The sequence below is a fragment of the Geopseudomonas aromaticivorans genome (genome assembly GCF_019097855.1).
GTDB classification, from domain to species: Bacteria; Pseudomonadota; Gammaproteobacteria; order Pseudomonadales; family Pseudomonadaceae; genus Geopseudomonas; species Geopseudomonas aromaticivorans.
The window spans coordinates 85,529-103,882 of the sequence record NZ_JAHRGL010000014.1 but is presented as its reverse complement, the minus strand read 5'-3'; the positions used below and the strand labels follow the sequence as shown (position 1 = coordinate 103,882).

Annotated in this window: 16 protein-coding genes; 4 read left to right on the top strand and 12 right to left on the bottom strand. The window is 67.2% G+C overall.

Annotation, left to right across the window (positions count from 1 at the left end; genetic code table 11):
• Window positions 1-132 (top strand): integrase core domain-containing protein (locus KRX52_RS06175; RefSeq protein ID WP_217680492.1); only part of this gene is annotated, 132 nt, incomplete at its 5' end.
• A gap of 15 nt (window positions 133-147) precedes the next feature.
• On the opposite strand, the gene KRX52_RS06170 is transcribed toward KRX52_RS06175, so the two are convergent.
• The 12 genes from KRX52_RS06170 to mhpB all read right to left on the bottom strand — a co-directional run bounded on the left by KRX52_RS06170 (window position 148) and on the right by mhpB (window position 13,932).
• Window positions 148-696: a cupin domain-containing protein gene (locus KRX52_RS06170; protein ID WP_217680486.1), complete on the bottom strand. Its 549-nt coding sequence runs from the start codon at window positions 694-696 to the stop codon at window positions 148-150.
• Window positions 697-774: 78 nt separating this feature from the next.
• Window positions 775-1,881: an alcohol dehydrogenase catalytic domain-containing protein gene (locus KRX52_RS06165; RefSeq protein ID WP_217680484.1), complete on the bottom strand. Its 1,107-nt coding sequence runs from the start codon at window positions 1,879-1,881 to the stop codon at window positions 775-777.
• 138 nt (window positions 1,882-2,019) lie between these two features.
• Window positions 2,020-3,288: a DUF1329 domain-containing protein gene (locus KRX52_RS06160; RefSeq protein ID WP_217680477.1), complete on the bottom strand. Its 1,269-nt coding sequence runs from the start codon at window positions 3,286-3,288 to the stop codon at window positions 2,020-2,022.
• A gap of 20 nt (window positions 3,289-3,308) precedes the next feature.
• Entirely contained in the window at window positions 3,309-4,916 is a 1,608-nt protein-coding gene (locus KRX52_RS06155) for a DUF1302 family protein (protein WP_217680475.1), read from the bottom strand.
• Window positions 4,917-4,978: 62 nt separating this feature from the next.
• A complete protein-coding gene (locus KRX52_RS06150; protein ID WP_217680473.1) occupies window positions 4,979-7,354 on the bottom strand; it encodes an efflux RND transporter permease subunit in 2,376 nt (791 codons plus the stop codon).
• A 35-nt stretch (window positions 7,355-7,389) separates the two neighbouring features.
• Entirely contained in the window at window positions 7,390-8,436 is a 1,047-nt protein-coding gene (locus KRX52_RS06145) for a WD40/YVTN/BNR-like repeat-containing protein (RefSeq protein ID WP_217680471.1), read from the bottom strand.
• A gap of 213 nt (window positions 8,437-8,649) precedes the next feature.
• Entirely contained in the window at window positions 8,650-9,039 is a 390-nt protein-coding gene (locus tag KRX52_RS06140; protein WP_254797429.1) for a globin, read from the bottom strand.
• 109 nt (window positions 9,040-9,148) lie between these two features.
• Complete coding sequence (dmpG, locus tag KRX52_RS06135) at window positions 9,149-10,183, bottom strand: 4-hydroxy-2-oxovalerate aldolase (protein WP_217680467.1); 1,035 nt, start codon at window positions 10,181-10,183, stop codon at window positions 9,149-9,151.
• A gap of 11 nt (window positions 10,184-10,194) precedes the next feature.
• Window positions 10,195-11,130, bottom strand: coding sequence for an acetaldehyde dehydrogenase (acetylating) (locus tag KRX52_RS06130; protein WP_217680465.1), 936 nt, complete (start codon window positions 11,128-11,130; stop codon window positions 10,195-10,197).
• Between the two features lie 32 nt (window positions 11,131-11,162).
• Window positions 11,163-11,957 carry a 2-keto-4-pentenoate hydratase gene (mhpD, locus tag KRX52_RS06125; RefSeq protein WP_217680464.1) on the bottom strand — a complete coding sequence of 265 codons (795 nt, stop codon included), beginning with the start codon at window positions 11,955-11,957 and terminating at the stop codon, window positions 11,163-11,165.
• 72 nt (window positions 11,958-12,029) lie between these two features.
• Window positions 12,030-12,899: an alpha/beta fold hydrolase gene (locus KRX52_RS06120; protein ID WP_217680462.1), complete on the bottom strand. Its 870-nt coding sequence runs from the start codon at window positions 12,897-12,899 to the stop codon at window positions 12,030-12,032.
• A gap of 88 nt (window positions 12,900-12,987) precedes the next feature.
• Entirely contained in the window at window positions 12,988-13,932 is a 945-nt protein-coding gene (gene mhpB, locus KRX52_RS06115; RefSeq protein ID WP_217680460.1) for a 3-carboxyethylcatechol 2,3-dioxygenase, read from the bottom strand.
• An 800-nt stretch (window positions 13,933-14,732) separates the two neighbouring features.
• On the opposite strand from mhpB, the gene KRX52_RS06110 reads away from it, so the two are divergent.
• The 3 genes from KRX52_RS06110 to KRX52_RS06100 all read left to right on the top strand — a co-directional run bounded on the left by KRX52_RS06110 (window position 14,733) and on the right by KRX52_RS06100 (window position 18,344).
• On the top strand, window positions 14,733-15,719 hold the full coding sequence (locus KRX52_RS06110) for an AraC family transcriptional regulator (protein WP_217680458.1): 987 nt from the start codon (window positions 14,733-14,735) through the stop codon (window positions 15,717-15,719).
• Window positions 15,720-15,899: 180 nt separating this feature from the next.
• The gene (locus tag KRX52_RS06105) at window positions 15,900-17,129 is read left to right on the top strand and encodes a styrene monooxygenase/indole monooxygenase family protein (protein ID WP_217680456.1); all 1,230 of its coding nucleotides are present in this window, start codon (window positions 15,900-15,902) and stop codon (window positions 17,127-17,129) included.
• Window positions 17,130-17,138: 9 nt separating this feature from the next.
• The gene (locus KRX52_RS06100) at window positions 17,139-18,344 is read left to right on the top strand and encodes an OmpP1/FadL family transporter (RefSeq protein WP_217680454.1); all 1,206 of its coding nucleotides are present in this window, start codon (window positions 17,139-17,141) and stop codon (window positions 18,342-18,344) included.
• The last annotated feature ends 10 nt before the right edge of the window (window positions 18,345-18,354 follow it).

The following is an 18,354-nucleotide window of genomic DNA, read 5'->3' as shown; positions in this document are numbered from 1 at the left end:
CAGAGGGCGGCTCACTTGCCTGCCTGGCTACATCACTACAACTGGCACAGGCCGCATGCCAGTCTCGACTACAACCCGCCAATCAGCCGCGCCGCACTTTCAATGAACAACGTACTGGGTTTACACAGCTAGATCTTCGGAGGGAGGTTACGCCGCGGCCTGACCGCGCTGCGCACCCACCATCACAAACAATAGACGAGCCGGCGTGTTACCGGTGTTACTCCAGGCATGCCGGGTTCCCATCTGCACGATCACGTCGCCCTGGCGCAGCAGCCGGCGAGCGCCGTCATCCAGTTCGAGGGTAACCTCGCCTTCCAGCACCACGCCGTAGTCGATGGTGTCGGAGCGATGGAAACCGGGGGCGTCGGCCTCGAACAGCTCGCCCAGCCCGGGCAGCCGTTCGCACAGCTCGCGGGCGGCCGCCTGGGGATCGAAGTCCACCGGCACTGCCGAGGCTGCAGGTGGAAAGGTGACGCGCATCGCGCAACTGCCGCCAGGCGCCGGCAGTACCGAATCCGGCGGGCTGGTCGGGTCGACGGGATGGGCGGGAATGGGCCCGGGGGCGGTCTGCCAGATCAGTTCGACGGCAAAACCGGGGAACTGGCGGAACTCGCCGACGCTGGGCAGCGGGCCGCTGCTGGCGACGATCGAGCGGCCGGCCTGATCGTGGCCGGTGATGATGCGCTGGGATTTCATGGCAACGATGCTCCGTGGTAGCGCAGACGCGGCCCGCTCGCTGACGCCGACGGCCCGCGTCGCCGCAGGGGCTGAAGGTCAGCCGTGGACGATGTGGAAGTTGGTGAAGCCGTTGGCCTGGCTCTGGATGTCCTCGAGCGCCTGGTTGAGCTGCGCCAGCGGGTAGGCACGCTCCTCGAGCAGCGCCAGGTCGAGGATGCCCGACTCGACCATGCGGGCCATCTCGTCGCCCTCGGCGGTGGTGAACCACAACGAGCCGATGTACTGCAGCTGCTGGCACATGAACGGATGCGGGTCGATGGGAATCGGCCCGGCCACCCCGCCGATCTGCACGATGCGCCCGCCGCGGCCGACCGCGCCCATGGCGTCCACCGACAGCGCGGCCGGCGCCTTGGCGCCGAGGGTATCGAGCATGGCGTCGACGCCGTCCGGCAGCAGCTCGAGGACCTGCTCGCGGATCGGCCGCGCACCGATCGGCACGATCTCCACGCGCCGCGGGTCCAGCTCCTTGAGGCGCTCCAGCGCCGCGCGGTCGCGGGCGGCAACCACCACCTTGGCGGCGCCGAAGGCCAACGCCAGCAGGGTGGCGCCGACGCCGAGGGTGCCGCTGGCGCCGAGGATCAGGATGCTCTGCGCCGGGCGCAGGGCGGCCTTGCGGATCGCCGAGTAGGCGGTGCCGAGATAGCCGAAGCGGGTGGCCTGGGCGCTCGACAGGTTGTTCGGCAGGCGCACCAGGTTGGTGGCCGGCGCGGTCAGGTACTCGCCGTAGCCGGCGTAGGGGTACTTCTCGAAGATCGCCTGCGAGCCGGGCCCGAAGCCGAAATAGCCGAGGAAGGTGTAGGCCGCGCAGCGCGGCGTCTCGCCCTGCTTGCAGTGGCGGCACTCGCCGCAGCCGATGCCGGGATTGACGTAGACGCGATCGCCCGGCTTGAAGGAGGTGACCGCCGAACCGACCGCGGCCACGGTGCCGGCCGAGTCGAGGCCGAAGATCGCCGGCAGCGCCGGCAGCGGCAGGAACGGGTACCACTCGGGGAAGTGGGTGGTGACGTTCTTCAGGTTGGGGATCACCGTGCTGGCTTCGACCTTGACCAGCACATCGTGGGCGCCAGGCTCGGGGCGCGGCACTTCATCGAGAACGAATTGCGCACCGATCTGGTGCAGGCGCGCGGCTTTCATGGTCGGCATCTTGTTGTTCTCCGCTGACCGGCAGCCTGTCGACAGCCGGCTTCTGGGTGACGGAAATGGGCGGCGCGAGCCGGCGGGCTCACGCCTGGAGAAGGACCGGGGCCGCACCAGCGGCGGCCCCGGTCGTGGCGCTGCGGATCAGCGGCCGGCGCGCTGCAGGGTCTGCAGGGAGAAGTCGCTGGCCTTGGCGTCGAAGTTGGTCTTCCACGACTTGGTGTCGATCATCGACAGGGTGGCGTGGTTGCGCTGGAAGTCGATGACTGCGCCGGCGGTGGTGCGGATGTCGCCGTCGGCGGTGTTGGAGTAGGAGTGGAACTCCATGAACTTCCAGAACTCGCCTTTGCGGTCGTAGGCCTCGGCGTAGTAGAAGCGCGGGTACTTCGCGTCGATGTACAGCACCTTCTTGCTGTACGGGTGCGCCGCCGGGGTGATCGCCTCGACCACGTAGACCTCACGCGGCTCGAAGTCGTTGTTGTTCATGTTCCAGAAGGGCGCCGCGTTCTCCACCACCGGGTACTTCTCGGCGAAGCTCTTGCCCTCCGGATTCCACAGGCCGGTCTTGCTGTTGGCCACGGCGAGCACCCAGCGCTTGCCGAGCAGCTTGTACTCGGGGTACCAGCACGGCCGGGCGTTGAAGATCTCCAGGTCATCCTGCAGCTGGTCGGAGGAGCCGACCGGGTCCATCCAGGCGCCGCCGGACAGCTGGCGCACGCGGCGCACGGCGGGAATGTAGGCCCACACGCTGTTGACCTTGTCCGAGTCGTACATCTGGGTGTAGGTGCCGAGGCCCTTCATGTCGGAAGGCGACTTGAAGTACAGCAACTGGCGGCCGCGCTCGCTGCCGTCACCCTCGACGGTCTGCTCGCCGGTCAGGCGACCCTTCATGCTGTAACGGGTGAATTCGGCCACCGGCTCGGCGTGCAAGCCCTTCTTGCCGTCGATCAGCAGCTGGGTGTACTGCGGCACCTGGGAGACGTCGCCGACCAGCTGACCGAGGTGCCAGTTCCATACCAGCTTCTCGGCCGCCTGCGGGTCCTTCATGTCGATGTTCGGGAAGGGCGCGCCGGCGCCCCAGTTGTCCACCCGGCAGGCTTCCTTGTTGATGCTGGCCTTGCCCACGTTGGCCTGCGAGGCCTTGACCCAGCGCGGGTCGAGCGGCACTTCCTTGGACTTGGCCAGCGGCAGCTTCCAGCCGCTGTTGCGGATGCGCCATTCCATCTTCTCGGTGAGCAGGCTGGCGATGCTGTGGCCCTCGAAGGTGTCGTTCTTGATCTGGTCGAGGTTGGCGGCGGAAATCACCGTGCCCGCCGGCAGTTCGGCGGCGACGGCGAGGGCCGACAGGCTGCCGGCCGCCGCGAGGAGACCGACCGTCAGGGTGTGGCGCAGGGGAAAGCGGAGTGCGTTCATGGGGGTCTCTCCGATGGGGATCAGAACAGGTAGGTCACACTGGTGTAGAGCTGATCGCGGTTGTTGAAGTAGTCGAACAGCGTGGCGTTGTCGCAGGAGGCCGCATTCGGGAAGCCGCACTTGTCGCCGTCGCGCGCGTCGCTGCCCCAGAAGGCGTCGTACTCGACCTTCCAGCGCACCTTGCTGGACAGCTCGAAGGTGACCGAGGGCACGGCGAAGCCGCCGCCGTTGCTGAGGTCGGCGCCGAGCACCAGGTTCGGACGGATGCGCCCGCTGTTGTAGCTGAGGTCGAAAATGGTGGTGGCGAGCACCGAGTGCTCCTGGACCTGGCCGCCCCAGCCGACGCTGTAGAGCAGCGCGTCGTCCCTGTCGTAGTTCTGCACCCACTTGTCGAACAGCTGCACCGAGAAGAACATCGGCTTCTCGGTACCCAGCCAGTCCTGGGTGGCGGCGATGTTCTTGTCCATGCGCAGCATCAGGGCGACCACGTCCTTGGTGGCGTAACCGTCGAAGCCCGGAGCCACCGCCTGGCTGATCAGGGTCGGCGGCGACTGCAGGATCTGGTAGGGCGCGTCCTTGATGTAGGCCATCTCGGTGCTGAACACCGCGTCCGCCCACCCGGAGTAGCGGCTGGCGGTGAAACCGAAGATGTCGACCATCGGGTAGATGATCTCGCCGGCCGGACCGCGGGTCTGCGTGGTGCCCTTGGTTTCCGCGCCGGACGGCACGCCCGGCAGGCCGAACAGGGCGAGGTTGTTGGAGGCGTTGAGGATCGGCGACGGGTAGTAGGTCTTCAGGTAGGAGACCGAGTAGTTGGTGTCGCCATACAGGCCGCTCCAGCGGATGCCGCCGGTGACGTCGCGGTAGTCGCCCTCGTCGTTCTCGAAGTTGTACGGGTCGATGTTGCGGAAGTCGACGCCGGCGTACGGCTGGCTCGACCAGCGTCCGCCGTAGATGTCCAGCTCGGTGCCGATGTCGTTCTTGTCGTCCCAGCCCGGACGCACGAACACCTCCAGGCCGCCGTCCAGCTCCGGCACGTCGATGTTCATCTTGGCGATGATGTTGGCCTTGCGCAGCTCCTCGTTGGCCGGCTCGAGGAAGCTGCGCCAGGTGTAGTCGAAGCCGTGCACCAGGTCGTTGGCGGCGAAGAAGTCGGTCTCGCCCCAGACGACCTGCTGCTTGCCGAGGCGGAACTGCAGGCGCTCGCCGACCGGGAAGTCGACGTACAGCTCGCGGATCTCCTCGTCGTTGTAGAGATCCATGATGTCGCCCTGGCCGTCAGCCTCGCGGTAGTTGTAGGCGCCCATCTCCTCGAGCTGCTCGAGGAAGTTGGTCTTCACCTCGCGGGTGGCGCGCAGCTTGGCCACCACCGTCAGCGCGTCGGTGGCCTGCCACTCCAGGTTGAGGCGCGCGGTGCTGCGCGCCATCGACAGCTTGCCCTTGTCGTCGTAGCCGGGGGTGTCCTCCCAGTTCTTCATGTTCCAGGACAGCTCCTCGCGCAGGTAGCCGTCGTACTTGAAGCGGTCTTCGGCAAGGGCGGTCGAAGCGACCGATGCCAGGGCGATCGCCAGCGCTAGCTTGTCCAGAGGGGCGCGCGAGAGCGCACCCACGATGCCGTGCTTGTTCATGTGTTATCCCCAGAGTGGTTGGCAGCGAGGAACCGATGGTTTCTTGTTGTTGTTATCCCGTCTCAGGCCGGCTGGAACGGGGCGGGTTGGGCACTGGCCGCCGGCTCCGCCGCGCGCTCACCGAAGATGAAGCGCGGGCGGGTGACGTAGATCAGCGCGGGCATGACGAACAGCGCAGAGAACGCCGACACGCTCAGCCAGATGGCCATCAGCAGGCCCATCTCGGCCTGGAAGCGCAGCGAGGACACCCACCACAGCAGGGTGGCGAGGATCAGCACGCTGGCGGTGACGATGACCCCCATGCCCGAGCTGTGCAGGGCCTGGCGGATGGCGTGTTCGGGGCTGCTGCCGGCGGCGATCTCTTCCTTGATGCGGTCGGCGATGTAGAAGGCGTAGTCGACCCCCAGGCCGATGCCGAGCGCGGCCACCGGCACGGTGTTGATGTTCATGCCGATGCCCTTCCAGGTCATGAAGGCGAAGGTCAGCATGTTGGAGATGATCACCGGGACCATGAACAGCATGCCGGCGACGCTGGAGCGGTAGACCAGGGTGCACAGCACGGCGAGCACCAGCAGCGCCAGGGCGATGGCCTCGATCTGGCTGGACAGGATGATCTCGTTGACCGCCGCCATCACGCCGATCAGGCCGCCGGCCAGGTGCCACTGGCCCTCGCTCAGCGGATGGCTGGCGATGAACTCCTTGATGCGCGCCACCGCGGTGCGGATGGTCTCGCCCTGGCGGTCGCGGAACATCAGGGTCACCGAGCCGTTGGCGTAGTGCTCGTCGGCGAAGCGCGAGATGTCGCCCGGCTCGGACACCGAATCGAGCATGGCCATCAGGCTGCCGTTGAGGTTGCCCGTGTCGCCCAGCTCCAGGTAGCGTGGGTTGCCCTCGCGCAGACTGGCGTTGACCTGCGGCAGCACGTCGGCGATCGACACCGAGCCGCCGACCTCCGGCTGCGCCTCGATGAAGCGCTGGAAGCTGTTCATCGCCTGCAGGGCTTCGTTGCCCTTGATCAGGTCGGGACGGCTGTCGTCGCCGAGCACCACGAACATGCGGTCGACGCCTTCGAAGCGCGCGTTGATCGCCGCCGAGTCCTGGTTGTACTGCGCCTGCGGCCAGAGGATCGGCGAACCGGGATTGGCATCGCCGATCTTCAGGTTCAGCGCGTACAGGCCGGCGCCGACCACCACCACCAGGCTGACGCCGAGCACCGCGTAGCGGGCCCGCGACAGGCAGACCAGCACGGCCAGGTCGAGCACCTTGCGCAACCCCGGCAGGCAGTTGAGCGGGTGGGCCATGCCGTGCGGCTTGCGGATGAACGACAGCAGCACCGGGGTGAGGATCACCGCGCTGACGGTCAGCGTCGACACCCAGACCACCGACAGCACGGTGAGCTTCTGCAGCATCGGGATCGGGCTCAGCGCCACCACCGCCATGCACGCGGCGTCGGCGATCACCCCCAGCATGCCGGGACGGAACAGGTCGGCCAGGGCGATCCGCGCGGCGATCCGCGAGGTGTCGCTGCCCGGCGGCAGCAGCTCGATCTCGTCGTCGAAGCGGTTGACGATCTGCACCGAGTGCGACACCGCCCGCGAGGTGATCAGCATGGCCACCACGATGACCAGCGGCTCGAAGTGGATGCCCAGCAGGCGGCAGATGCCCAGCGCCCAGATCGCGCTGACCACGCCGGCCAGCAGCGGCAGGAACAGCCCGCGCCAGGTGCGCAGCAGGAGGAACAGCATGACCAGGGTCACGGCCAGGGCGGCCAGCACCAGCTGGATGGTTTCCGGCAGGTAGTGGTTGACCCAGCCGTAGAGGATCGGGTCGCCGACCACGCGGATCTTCACGCTGCCGTCGTCGACCTTGGCGATCAGCGCGCGGACCTCGTGGAAGACCTTGCTGTAGTCGACCTGGCGGTCGATGAAGTCGACGGTGACCAGGGTGGCCTGCAGGTCCTTGGACACGTAGGGGCCGTAGACCATCGGGTTGCGCAGCACCGAGCGCTTCAGCTCGGCCATCGCCTCGGCATCGGCCGGCAGGTCGGGCCACATCAGCGGGCGGCTCTCGATGCCCGCGGTGGAGGCGCGCACTTCCTTGAGCTTCTTGGAGGCCAGCGAGGTGATCTGGTACTGGTTGACCGCCGAGACCTCGCGCAGGCCGAGGGTGACGCTGCGCACCTTGTCGAGCACGGCGGTCTGGAAGATGTCGCCCTGCTCGACCTCGAACATGATGGTGACCATGTTCGAGCCGCCGAAGGTGTCCTTGAACTTCTCGTGGGTCTGCACGTACTCGTGGCGCGAGGGCAGCATGTCCGCGAACACGGTGCGCACCTCGATGTGCAGGGCGAACCAGCTGAGGATCAGGGTCAGGGTGAGCAGCACGCCGGTCACCCAGGCGCGCCGACGGATGCAGAATTCGGCTATGCGTTCGATCATGGTCGTATCTCGCAGAAGTAGGGGCCAGGGGCGATTCAGGGATTCACGGGCGACCACTGGCGGCCGTCCCAGCGGCCGACGTCGGCGCCGGCCAGCCAGATGCTCGAGCCGACCTGCAGCGCGCGGGTGTGCCAGGCCAGGTTGCGCTCATCGAGGGCGCCGCTCTGCCAGGCGCCGTCGGCGCTGCCGCTGACCCAGCGGCCCAGCGCGCCGCTGGCGAACCAGCGGCCGTTGCCGGCGTCCCAGAGCACGTCGAACAGGTGGTCCTTGATGCCCAGGTCGACGCTGTCCCACTGCCGGCCACCGTCGCGGGTCACCAGCAGGGCGCCTTCCAGGCCGACCGCCACGCCGTTCAGCGCATCGCGGAACTGCACCGACATCAGCGAGGCCGGCACCGGGCTGGCGATCTCCTCCCAGTTCTGCCCCTGCTCGTCGCTGAGCAGGATGCGGCCGAACTCGCCGACCACCAGCAGGCGGCCGCCGTCGAGGATGGCCACGTCGTTCCAGGCCACGTCCTCCTCCTCGCGCAGGCGCTGCCAGCGCTGCCCGAAGTCGCGGCTGATCAGCAGCGCGCCCATTTCGCCGGTGGCGATGGCCAGGCCGCCCGGGGCGACGCGCACCCGGTTGAGCTTGTTGGCGACTTCCGAGCGCGGCACGTCCTGGGCCGCCTGCCAGCTCTGGCCGGCATCGGCGCTGTGCAGGATCACCCCGTCGTTGCCGACCGCCACCGCATGCTGGGCATCCCACACGGCGATGTCCTGCAGGGTGCGCTGGGTCGGGGTGGCCAGACGGCTGACCTTGCCGTCTTGGGCGATGGCGAGGATCTTGCCGCTGGAGCCGCTGACCCAGACGTCGCCGGCCGGCGACAGGGCCAGGCCGTAGAAGTGGTCGCGGCGCTCGAGCAGCGGCGGCGTCACGGTGGCGCCCACCGGCTGCGGCTTGATGAACAGGCCCGCCCACAGCAGGCCACCGATGATCGCCCAGGGCAGCACCGCCATAAGCAGCTTGACGCCCCGCTGGGCGACTCCCGGACGGGACACCGCCTGGGATGAGGCTTGATCGATATTGATGAGTGTTGACATGGGTCAAGTCCGCTAGATTGACGTCGACCCCACTCTATGTCCGCCCCGGTACCCCCACTATCCAGCCACCGCGCGGCTTGTCCCTTGGGCGCACATTAATGTGCATTCGTGCACTGCCCGGATAACCGGGCGCGCAGACAAAAAAAGGCCGAAGCCCCGCAGCGGGGCTTCGGCCCAAATCTCCCCCCATGGCAGCGGGAGCACCTGCCTGCCTCAGTAATACGATTTGATCAGCGCAATCCCCTTGCCCAGCACCTCGCGCCAGGCGCGCAGATCATCGGCGCCAGCCTCCCGATCATGTTCCGCGACGGTCTGCAGCAGCGCCTCCAGCCACAACTCGTAGAGCTCGGGCCGAATGTCGAAGCCCTCTCGCGAGTGGCTATGCCCCAGATCCCGCAACTTGGAGTCGGGCATCCCCCGCGCATAGAGCACCAGGTTGAGGATGCCCGCACGCAGCAGCTGCTTCTGCGCCAGCATGTCGGTAGCGGTGAACTTGTCGCGAATGATCGGCGAGCTGGCGAGAAAGCGCTGGTAGAACGAGTCGAAAAAGCCTGGACTGGCGCAGCAGCGCCCGTAGCTTTGCATCACTCTGTTGGTCGGCATCACGACTCTTCCTCATGTTCCCTGATGTCCCGGGCCTCCGCGGTTTCCCGGGACAACGCTAGTGCGGCGGGCCGCCGTCAGAGGCCCGCCATTGCGCAGCCAATGGGGTTCAGCGCATCCCCTTGCCCGCCGCCAGCAGATCCAGCGCCACGTCGACGATCATGTCTTCCTGGCCGCCAACCATGCGCCGGCGACCCAGCTCGACGAGGATGTCGAGGGTCTTCAGGCCGTACTTGGCGGCGGCCACTTCGGCGTGGCGCAGGAAGCTCGAGTAGACGCCGGCGTAGCCGAGGCCGAGGGTTTCGCGGTCGACGCGCACCGGACGGTCCTGCAGCGGGCGCACCAGGTCGTCGGCGGCGTCCATCAGCCGATAGAGGTCGGTGCCGTGGTTCCAGCCCATGCGCTCGGCGGCGGCGATGAACACCTCCAGCGGCGCATTGCCGGCGCCGGCGCCCATGCCGGCCAGCGAGGCGTCGATGCGGTCGCAGCCCTCCTCCACCGCGGCAATCGAGTTGGCCACGCCGAGGCTGAGGTTGTGGTGGGCGTGCATGCCGGTCTGGGTTTCGGCATTCAGCACGGACTTGAAGGCGCGCATGCGGTCGCGGATGTCCTGCATGTTCATCGCGCCGCCGGAGTCGGCCATGTAGATGCACTGCGCGCCGTAGCTTTCCATCAGCTTGCCCTGGGCGGCGAGCTGCTCGGCCGGGATCATGTGGCTCATCATCAGGAAGCCCACGGTGTCCATGCCCAGCTCGCGGGCAAACTCGATGTGCTGCTTCGACACATCGGCCTCGGTGCAGTGGGTGGCGATGCGCACCGAGCGAGCACCGGCATCATAGGCGGCCTTGAGGTCGTGCACCGTGCCGATGCCGGGCAGCAGCAGCACGGTGATCTTGGCATGCTCGATCACTTCGGCGGCGGCCTCGATCCACTCCAGGTCGGTGTGCGCGCCGAAGCCGTAGTTGAACGAGGAACCCTGCAGGCCGTCGCCGTGGGTCACCTCGATGGCATCGACCTTGGCCTGGTCCAGCGCGCGGGCGATGTCCTGCACGTTCTTGATCGAGTACTGGTGGCGGATCGCGTGGCTGCCGTCGCGCAGGGTGACGTCGGAGATGTACAGCTTCTTGCCGGGATTGAAGGTCATGGCAGTGCTCCTCAGCCGTTGATCATGGAAAGAGCCATGCGCTCGGCGGTAGCCAGCGCGGCGGAGGTCATGATGTCGAGGTTGCCGGCGTAGGCCGGCAGGTAGTGGGCGGCGCCCTCCACCTCGAGGAACACGGAAGTCTTCAGACCGGAGAAGGTGCCGTGGCCCGGGATGGTCAGCGGCGCGTCCTCGGGGATCACGTCGAACTGCACCTTCTGCTTGAGACGGTAGCCCGGCACGTAGGCCTGCACGGCCTGGGCCATTTCCTCGACGGAAGCTTCCACTTTCGCCTGGTCGACCGCTTCGGACAGCACGAACACGGTGTCGCGCATGATCAGCGGCGGCTCGGCCGGGTTCATGACGATGATCGCCTTACCCTTGGCGGCGCCGCCGATCACCTCGATGGCTTTCGACGTGGTCTCGGTGAACTCGTCGATGTTGGCGCGGGTGCCGGGACCTGCGGACTTGGAGGCGATGGAGGCGACGATCTCGGCGTAGTGCACCTTGGCCACGCGGGACACCGCGGCCACCATCGGGATGGTGGCCTGGCCGCCGCAGGTGACCATGTTGACGTTCAGCGCACCCAGATGCTCTTCCAGATTCACCACCGGCACGCAGTACGGGCCGATGGCCGCCGGGGTCAGGTCGATCAGGCGGATGCCGGGCTTGAGCGAGCGCAGGAAGGCGTCGTTCTTCACGTGAGCGCCGGCGCTGGTGGCGTCGAAGACGAAGTCGATGTCCTTGAACACCTCCATGCGGGTCAGGCCTTCGACACCCTCGTGGGTGGTGGCCACGCCCATCCGGGCGGCGCGGGCCAGGCCGTCGGAGGCCGGATCGATGCCGACCATGGCGCCCATTTCCAGGTTCTTGCCGTGACGGAGGATCTTGATCATCAGGTCGGTGCCGATGTTGCCCGAGCCGACGATGGCGACTTTGAGTTTTTTCATGGTGTCGTTCTCTTGTGCACGCAGCTTGCCGATCACTCGGCCGAGAAGTTGACGGCGACCTGGCCGAGGCCTTCGATCACCGCCTCGAAGCGGTCGCCGGCGGCCACGCCGACCATCGGGCCGAGGGCGCCGGTGAGGATGACGTCGCCAGCCTTGAGCGGCTCGCCCAGACGGGCCATGGTCCGCGCCAGCCACACGGCGGCGTTCAGCGGATGGCCGAGGCACTCGGCGCCGCTGCCGCTGGACACCTCCTCGCCATTGCGGGTCATGCGCATGGCGGCCAGACGCAGATCGACGTCGGCGATGCGCCGCGCCGGGCCACCGAGCACGTAGCAGCCGCTGGAGGCGTTGTCGGCCACGGTGTCGACGAAGCGGATGTTCCAGTTCTGCACGCGCGAACCGACGATCTCCAGCGCCGGCAGTACCCAGCCGGTGGCGTCGAGCAGCTCGGCGAAGGTGGTGTCGGCGCGCGGCAGGTCCTTGGCGAGGATCAGGGCGATCTCGGCCTCGATCTTCGGCTGCAGCACGCGACCGAACGGCACCACCTCGTTGTCGCCGTAGCCCATGTCGGCGAACAGGGTGCCGAAGTCCGGCTGGTCGACGCCGAGCTGGGCCTGCACCTTGGGGTTGGTCAGGCCGATCTTGCGGCCGACCACGCGGCGGCCGGCGGCGACGCCGTGGGCGATGTTGAGGCGCTGGATGGCGTAGGCCGCCGCGCCGTTGTCCTCGCCGATCAGGCCGCGCAGCGGCTCGACGGCCTCTCCGCTCGCCTCGGCGCCGCGCAGGGCGGCGGCCAGTTGTTCCAGGGTCGATTGGGTCACTTTCATGGTTCACCTCGGGAATGGCGCGCTGCCGGCGGCGCCCCGGCAAGGCCGCGGCGGCCATCGGCAGCGACTCGTTCAGTGGCTGAGGAAATCCAGCACCAGGCGGTTGAACTTGTCGGCGTGTTCCCACTGCGCCCAGTGGCCGCAGCGGTTGAACACGTGCAGTTCGGCGTTGGGCAGGCCGGCGAGCAGGCGCAGGCCGCTGTCCAGCGGCACGAAGCGGTCGTTGCTGCCCCAGACGATCAGGGTCGGCGCGCTGATCTCGCCCAGGCGCGGGCTGAAGTCGGGGAACTGCTTGGGGTTGGCCGCCAGGCTCTTGACGAAGTTGTCCAGGTGGTCGCGACGGCCCAGCATGTTGTCGAGGCGCGCCTGGAACAGCTCCTCGGTCAGCTCGCTGCTGTCGAAGACGAAGACCTCCATCATCTTCTTCAGGTTGTCGATGCTCGGCTCGCGGTACAGGCCCTGCAGCAGCTTGATGCCTTCGGTGGGCATCGGCGTGAACGGACTGGCGCCGCCGGTGCCGCCGCCCATCAGCACCAGCTTGCCGACCCGCGCGGGGTTGGCCAGGGCGAAGGCGACCGCGCTGTGGCCACCCATCGAGTTGCCGATCAGGTGCACGCGGTCGAGGTCGAGGGCGTCGAGCAGGCCCTTGAGGGCGGTAGCGTTGAGGTCGGAGCGCGAGCCGTTGCAGACGATGGGATCGCTCTTGCTCCAGCCCGGGCAGTCCATGAGGATCACCCGGTAGCCGGCCGCCACCAGCGGTTCGATGTTGCGGTTGAAGTTGGCCCAGCCGCTGGCGCCGGGTCCGGAGCCATGCAGCATGACCACGGTTTCCGCACCCGCGCCGCAGTCGTTGTAGTGCAGCTGCAGGTCGAGGTCGCCCTCATGGATGCGGACGAATTTGCTGGTGGATGCCTCGGTCGGTGCCTGGGTGGTTGCCGTCATCGCGTGCTTGCCTCAATCCGGAGTGTGGCGCGCAGCGGCCAGGCCGAGGCATGGCCGCTGCGCGCAGTGGGAAACTGCTCGTACCGCCTTAGCTCGCCGGCCGGGCGCTGAGCGAGCCAAAGCCGGCGATCCATTCGGGGATCGGCCGGTAATAGCGCTCGCTGGCCTGATAGGGACCGAAAGCGGACAGCGCGGCGAAGGCGGCCATCCAGGTCTTCACCTCGTGGGTGGACCTGCCGGCCAGCGCGGACAACTCCTCATTGCCCAGCGCATCCAGTTCGGCGAGGCGGCCCTCGCTGAGCATGTCGAGAAACTGCTGGTCCCACTCGGGGTTGAGCGGATGCAGCGAATTCGGGTCACTGCTGAAACGCTGGGCCGCGAGGATCACCCGCTGCTGGCGGGCTTCGCGTTCGTCGGCCGGCAGGTTGCGGCCACTGCCCAGCAGGCGGTCGGCCATGCGGGCGTCGACCTTGGCCAGCTCCGGTACCGGCGGCTGATGCGACAGCCCCCCTGAGCCGAGGAACAGGACTCGCTTGTCCAGCGTCCGGGCAAAGCGGCCGATGGCCTCGCCGAGCAGGCGGGCGCGCTGGAAGCCCGGCAGCGGCACCGCCACCGAGTTGATGAAGACGGGAATCACCGGACAGCGATCCAGACCGCCGAGCAGTTGCTCCAGCGGCTGCGCGAAACCGTGGTCGACCTGCATGCGGTAGGACACGGCGGCATCCACCCCCGCGGCCAGCACCGCATTGGCGCACGCCTCGGCCAGCTCGCGCGGCACGTCGAGCGCACCGGCGGCGGTGCCGAAGTCGCCGATGGCATGGGCGGCCATGCCGATGCAGAACGACGGCATCAGGTCATAAAAGAAGCCGTTGAAATGGTCCGGCGAGAACAGGATGACCAGTTCCGGCGCAAAGTCGGCGATCCGCTGACGGGCCGCGGCGACGACGTCATCGATCTCGGCCAGCACGGCCGGCTCGGGATCGAAATGCCCCATCAAGGGCGTATGCGACAGACAGTGCAGATAGGCGCTCACGACAACTCCCCCTGCGCGCCCGCACGGCAATGGCCAGCGCAGCTTTCGCTGGCGCGGCGGCCCCGACCACACTCGGCGCCGGCAAACGTCAGGACAACGTGATGCATCGCGTCTTTCACGGGCGACTCCCCCAGGCTGATAACGGCAGGCTGCCATTGGCGGCACCGGACAGAGCCGGCTCGCGGGTCAGTGCCCCGAACGCTTCGCCTGGCAGGACACCGACTCGGCGGCCGCCCCGGCTGAGCGCTGGTTGGCGCTGACATGCCGGCAATCTTAGGGACGGTACCCGGGGACGGCGCTCCGCTGAGTCACGGTGCTATCCCGTCAGCGCAAAATCCTGCCTGCGCAAAAAACCGGAGCGCGCGCATTGGCCATGCCGGGATAGGCCGACAGGCGGAGGTGGCGGATGGCCGCTCGGCCGAGGATCGGGCCGGCGGCGCCAGCAGGCTCCTGCACTTTTCGGATAGCGGCTGCGCTCACGGGATTGCCCTGCGCCGGCGGCGCCGCTAGGTTGAGCCGTCACCAAGCCGCAAAAACAACAACAAAAGGCCTGAGCACGCCCGCGTGCTCCTCCTGGATGTCAGTCCTTGACAGAGGGAATCCATCATGCCCGACCATCCCGCCACAAATTCCTCGATCAGCCGCGAAGTTGCGCCATAAGGCGCACAAATGCGCAGAAATCGCCGCACAAGCCAGCCTCGGCCACCCTTGGCACAACGCTTGCTTTGCTGCCAGTGACTCCTGATCGCTCGTCAGCGCGAACAGGTTCTCTCTCCGCTTGGCTGAAGCACACAAACGCCGTGAACAACGCTATCGATAGTCTCGCCCTGGACTTCAGCTGCCACCAATCCGGCGATCTGGATGAGACCCGGCAGCTGGTGGCAGGCATCTTCTGCGACCACCGCCTGCAGCAGCAGTCGGGGCACGAACACCTGTCCTATCGCCATCAGCACTGGAAAACCGAACACCTGAGCTTCAGCCAGATGAGCTACGGTGCCGCGGTGAACATCGAGCCGGGGAGTCTGGAGCGCTTCTTTTTGGTGCAGATCCCCCTGGCAGGCTCGGATCAGCAGCGGGCCGGCAGCGACTACCTGCTCAGCCATGCGGGATACGCCACGGTGCATTCGCCCGAAGACCCTCTGGCCATGAACTGGAGCAGCGACTGCCGGAAGATCGTCGTGCGTATCGAGCGCGAGGCCCTGGAACGGCAGGCGGCCAGCCTGCTCGGGCGCCGCCCCCGCCAGCCGCTCGGCTTCAAGGTGGGCATGGACCTGTCGGGTGCCGCGGGCCGCGCCTGGAGCAGCATGGCTCGCTGTGTATTCGACGAGCTGCAGCGAGCCCCGCAGCTGTTCGAGGTACCGCTGATTCGTACCCAGTTCGAACAGACGCTGATGACCACGCTGCTGCAATGGCAACCGAACAATCTGCCGGGCGAAGGGCATGAGCAGCAGCACAAGGTGCTGCCGCGCTACGTCAAGCTGGCCGCAGAGTACCTGCAGGCCCATCCGGAGCAGCCCATCACGGCGGAGACGCTGGCGACCCTGACCGGCGTCAGCGCGCGCTCGCTGTACAGCGGGTTCCAGAGCTTTCTCGGCATGAGTCCCATGCGCTACCTGCGCGATATCCGCATGGCGCGGGTACGCCAGGACCTGCTCGACCCGCACAAGCCGCGCAGCGTCACCGCAATCGCCACCCACTGGGGCTTCTTCCAGCTGGGCCGCTTCGCCACCGAATACCGCAACCGGTTCGCTGAAGCGCCCCGCGAGACCATCCTCAAACGACACTGAGCGTCGTCAAGTCGGGCCAAGATGACGATAGGTGCAGCCTGAACAGCCACCCGGCAAATAACTGCACTTTGCGCATACTCCCTGCATTGCGCGCATAGTTGCCGTCCTCCCCGTTGCTCCACATTGGCATCGGCCCCCCGCAGGGGGCTCCACCGATAGCCGTCCACGGAGCAACGAAGCATGCGCAAGATCACCATCATCGGAGCCGGCCAGGCCGGCCTGCAACTCGGCATCGGCCTGCTTGGCCAGGGCTATGCCGTCCGCATCGTTTCCAACCGCAGCGCCGAACAGATCGGCGCGGGCCGGGTCATGTCCAGCCAGTCCATGTACGACATGGCGCTGGCCTTCGAGCGTGAACTCGGGATCGCCTTCTGGGACCAGGAATGTCCGCCCACCGACGGCGTGCACATGCGCGCCGGTAGCGGCGATCAGCTGCTGATCGACTGGCGCGGTCTGATGAGCGCACCGGGGCAGTCGGTGGACCAGCGCATCAAGATGCCGGTGTGGATGGCCGAGTTCCAGCGTCGGGGCGGCGAACTGGTGATCGAGGATGCCGGTATCGCCGAGCTGGAGCGCTATGCGCAGAGCAGCGACCTGGTGATCGTCTCCACCGGCAAGGGCGAGATCGGCAAGCTGTTCGAGCGCGACCACGAGCTGAGCCCGTTCGACGCCCCGCTGCGCACCATTTCCCTGACCTACGTGCACGGGATGAAGCCGCGCGAGGACTTCTCCGCCCTCAACATCAGCATCAACCCGGGCATCGGCGAACTCGTCAACTTCCCGGGCATGACCCTGTCCGGCCCCTGCGACATCATCAACCTCGAGTGCATTCCGAATGGGCCGATGGATCGCTGGCACGAGGTGCAGAGCCAGGAGGAGCATCTGGCGCTGGCCGTGCAGATGATCGAGGAGTACTTCCCCTGGGAAGCCGAGCGCTGCCAGAACCTGCGCCTGACCGACGACCAGTGCACGCTGGTGGGGCGCATCACGCCGACCGTGCGCAAGCCGGTCGGCTACCTGCCCTCCGGACGTACCGTGCTCGGCATGGCCGATGTGCTGGTCCTCAACGACCCCATCACTGGCCAGGGCTCCAACAACGCCAGCAAGTGCGCCAACGTCTACATGCAGTGCATCCTCGACCAGGGCGAGCAGGCCTTCGACGACGCGTGGAAAAACGCCACCTTCGCGCGCTACTGGGACTACGCCCAATGGGTGGCCAAGTTCACCAACACCCATCTGCTGCCGCCCACCGAGCCGGTGCTCAAGGTGCTCAGCGCCTGTGGCCGCCTGCCACAGCTGGCCGCGCACTTCTCCAACGCCTTCAACGATCCGAAGATGCTCACCCCCTGGTACTACGACAGCGCGGAAGCCGAGCGCTTCATCGCCTCCTTCGACAGCAAGGCCGCCTGAGGGGGAACCATGACCATAAAAAAACATAAACGGCACGGCCTGCGCATCGCGGCCAGCGCCGTTGCCCTGTGTGCACTTCCCTGCAGCATCGCCCAGGCGACCCAGGGCACCATGCCCCACGGCTACGGGGTGAAATCCGAAGGCATGGGCGGCGTGGTGACGGCCTTGCCGCAGGACGCCCTGGTGGGCGCATCCAACCCGGCGGGCATGGTGCAGGTAGGGGATCGCCTCGACCTCGGCGTGGCGTTCCTCAAGGTCGACCAGGGCGCCGAGTTCGCCGGCACCGACTACGAGGCTTCCCACGACCGCGATCTGTACGTGATCCCGCAGCTCGGCCTGAACAAGATGCTCGACGAGCGCAGCAGCATCGGCTTCAGCCTGGTCGGCAATGGCGTGGGTACCGGCTACGCCAGCACGGACAATATCGGTGGCCTGCAGAGCCCCGGCTCGGAATTCCAGCAGATGGTCGGGACCCTGAGCTACTCGCGCCAACTGAACGAGGTACACAGCGTCGGCGTGGGGCTGCTGCTGATCCGCCAGGCGCTGGATATCGACGGCACCGCCAGCATCGGCCTGCCCGAGGGACGCGACGTGGCCTACGGCACGGGCCTGCGCCTGGGCTGGATGGCCAGGCTCAACGACGAATTCAGCGTCGGCGCCAGCTATACCAGCCGTGGCTACATGTCGAAGATGGACCACTTCGAGAACCTGCTGGCCGAACACGGCGACATGGATGTGCCGGAAAACTATGCCCTGGGCCTGGCCTATCGGAAGGACCGGCTGACGCTGGGCCTGGATGTGCAACGCATCATGTGGGGCGACATCAAATCCCTCGCCAACCCGGGGGTCGGTTCCGCCACCGGCGCGCCCGGCAGCTCCAACGGCCCGGGCTTCGGCTGGCAGAACCAGACGGTATGGCGGGTGGGTGCGGCCTACGACGTGCTGCCGGAACTGACCCTGCGTGCCGGCTACAACCACGGCAGCAAACTCATCGACAGCCAGGACACCTACCTCGGCCTGCTGGCGCCGTCCGCCAACCGCCGGCATGCGACGGCGGGGGCGACCTATCGCCTCGATAACGGCCATGAACTGTCCCTGGCCTACGCCCGCTCGTTCAAGGAGAAGGTCAAGGGTGACGGCCCGGGCCCGGACGGCCTGACCAACGTCTACATGGGGCAGCACTGGCTGTCCCTGAATTACGGCATCGCGTTCTAGGGGGTGGTAT

Coding starts and splice junctions, on each gene's coding strand:
- KRX52_RS06170 (WP_217680486.1), bottom strand. CDS start 696: ATGAAATCCCAGCGCATCATCACCGGCCACGATCAGGCCGGCCGCTCG.
- KRX52_RS06165 (WP_217680484.1), bottom strand. CDS start 1,881: ATGCCGACCATGAAAGCCGCGCGCCTGCACCAGATCGGTGCGCAATTC.
- KRX52_RS06160 (WP_217680477.1), bottom strand. CDS start 3,288: ATGAACGCACTCCGCTTTCCCCTGCGCCACACCCTGACGGTCGGTCTC.
- KRX52_RS06155 (WP_217680475.1), bottom strand. CDS start 4,916: ATGAACAAGCACGGCATCGTGGGTGCGCTCTCGCGCGCCCCTCTGGAC.
- KRX52_RS06150 (WP_217680473.1), bottom strand. CDS start 7,354: ATGATCGAACGCATAGCCGAATTCTGCATCCGTCGGCGCGCCTGGGTG.
- KRX52_RS06145 (WP_217680471.1), bottom strand. CDS start 8,436: ATGTCAACACTCATCAATATCGATCAAGCCTCATCCCAGGCGGTGTCC.
- KRX52_RS06140 (WP_254797429.1), bottom strand. CDS start 9,039: ATGCCGACCAACAGAGTGATGCAAAGCTACGGGCGCTGCTGCGCCAGT.
- dmpG (WP_217680467.1), bottom strand. CDS start 10,183: ATGACCTTCAATCCCGGCAAGAAGCTGTACATCTCCGACGTCACCCTG.
- KRX52_RS06130 (WP_217680465.1), bottom strand. CDS start 11,130: ATGAAAAAACTCAAAGTCGCCATCGTCGGCTCGGGCAACATCGGCACC.
- mhpD (WP_217680464.1), bottom strand. CDS start 11,957: ATGAAAGTGACCCAATCGACCCTGGAACAACTGGCCGCCGCCCTGCGC.
- KRX52_RS06120 (WP_217680462.1), bottom strand. CDS start 12,899: ATGACGGCAACCACCCAGGCACCGACCGAGGCATCCACCAGCAAATTC.
- KRX52_RS06105 (WP_217680456.1), top strand. CDS start 15,900: ATGCGCAAGATCACCATCATCGGAGCCGGCCAGGCCGGCCTGCAACTC.
- KRX52_RS06100 (WP_217680454.1), top strand. CDS start 17,139: ATGACCATAAAAAAACATAAACGGCACGGCCTGCGCATCGCGGCCAGC.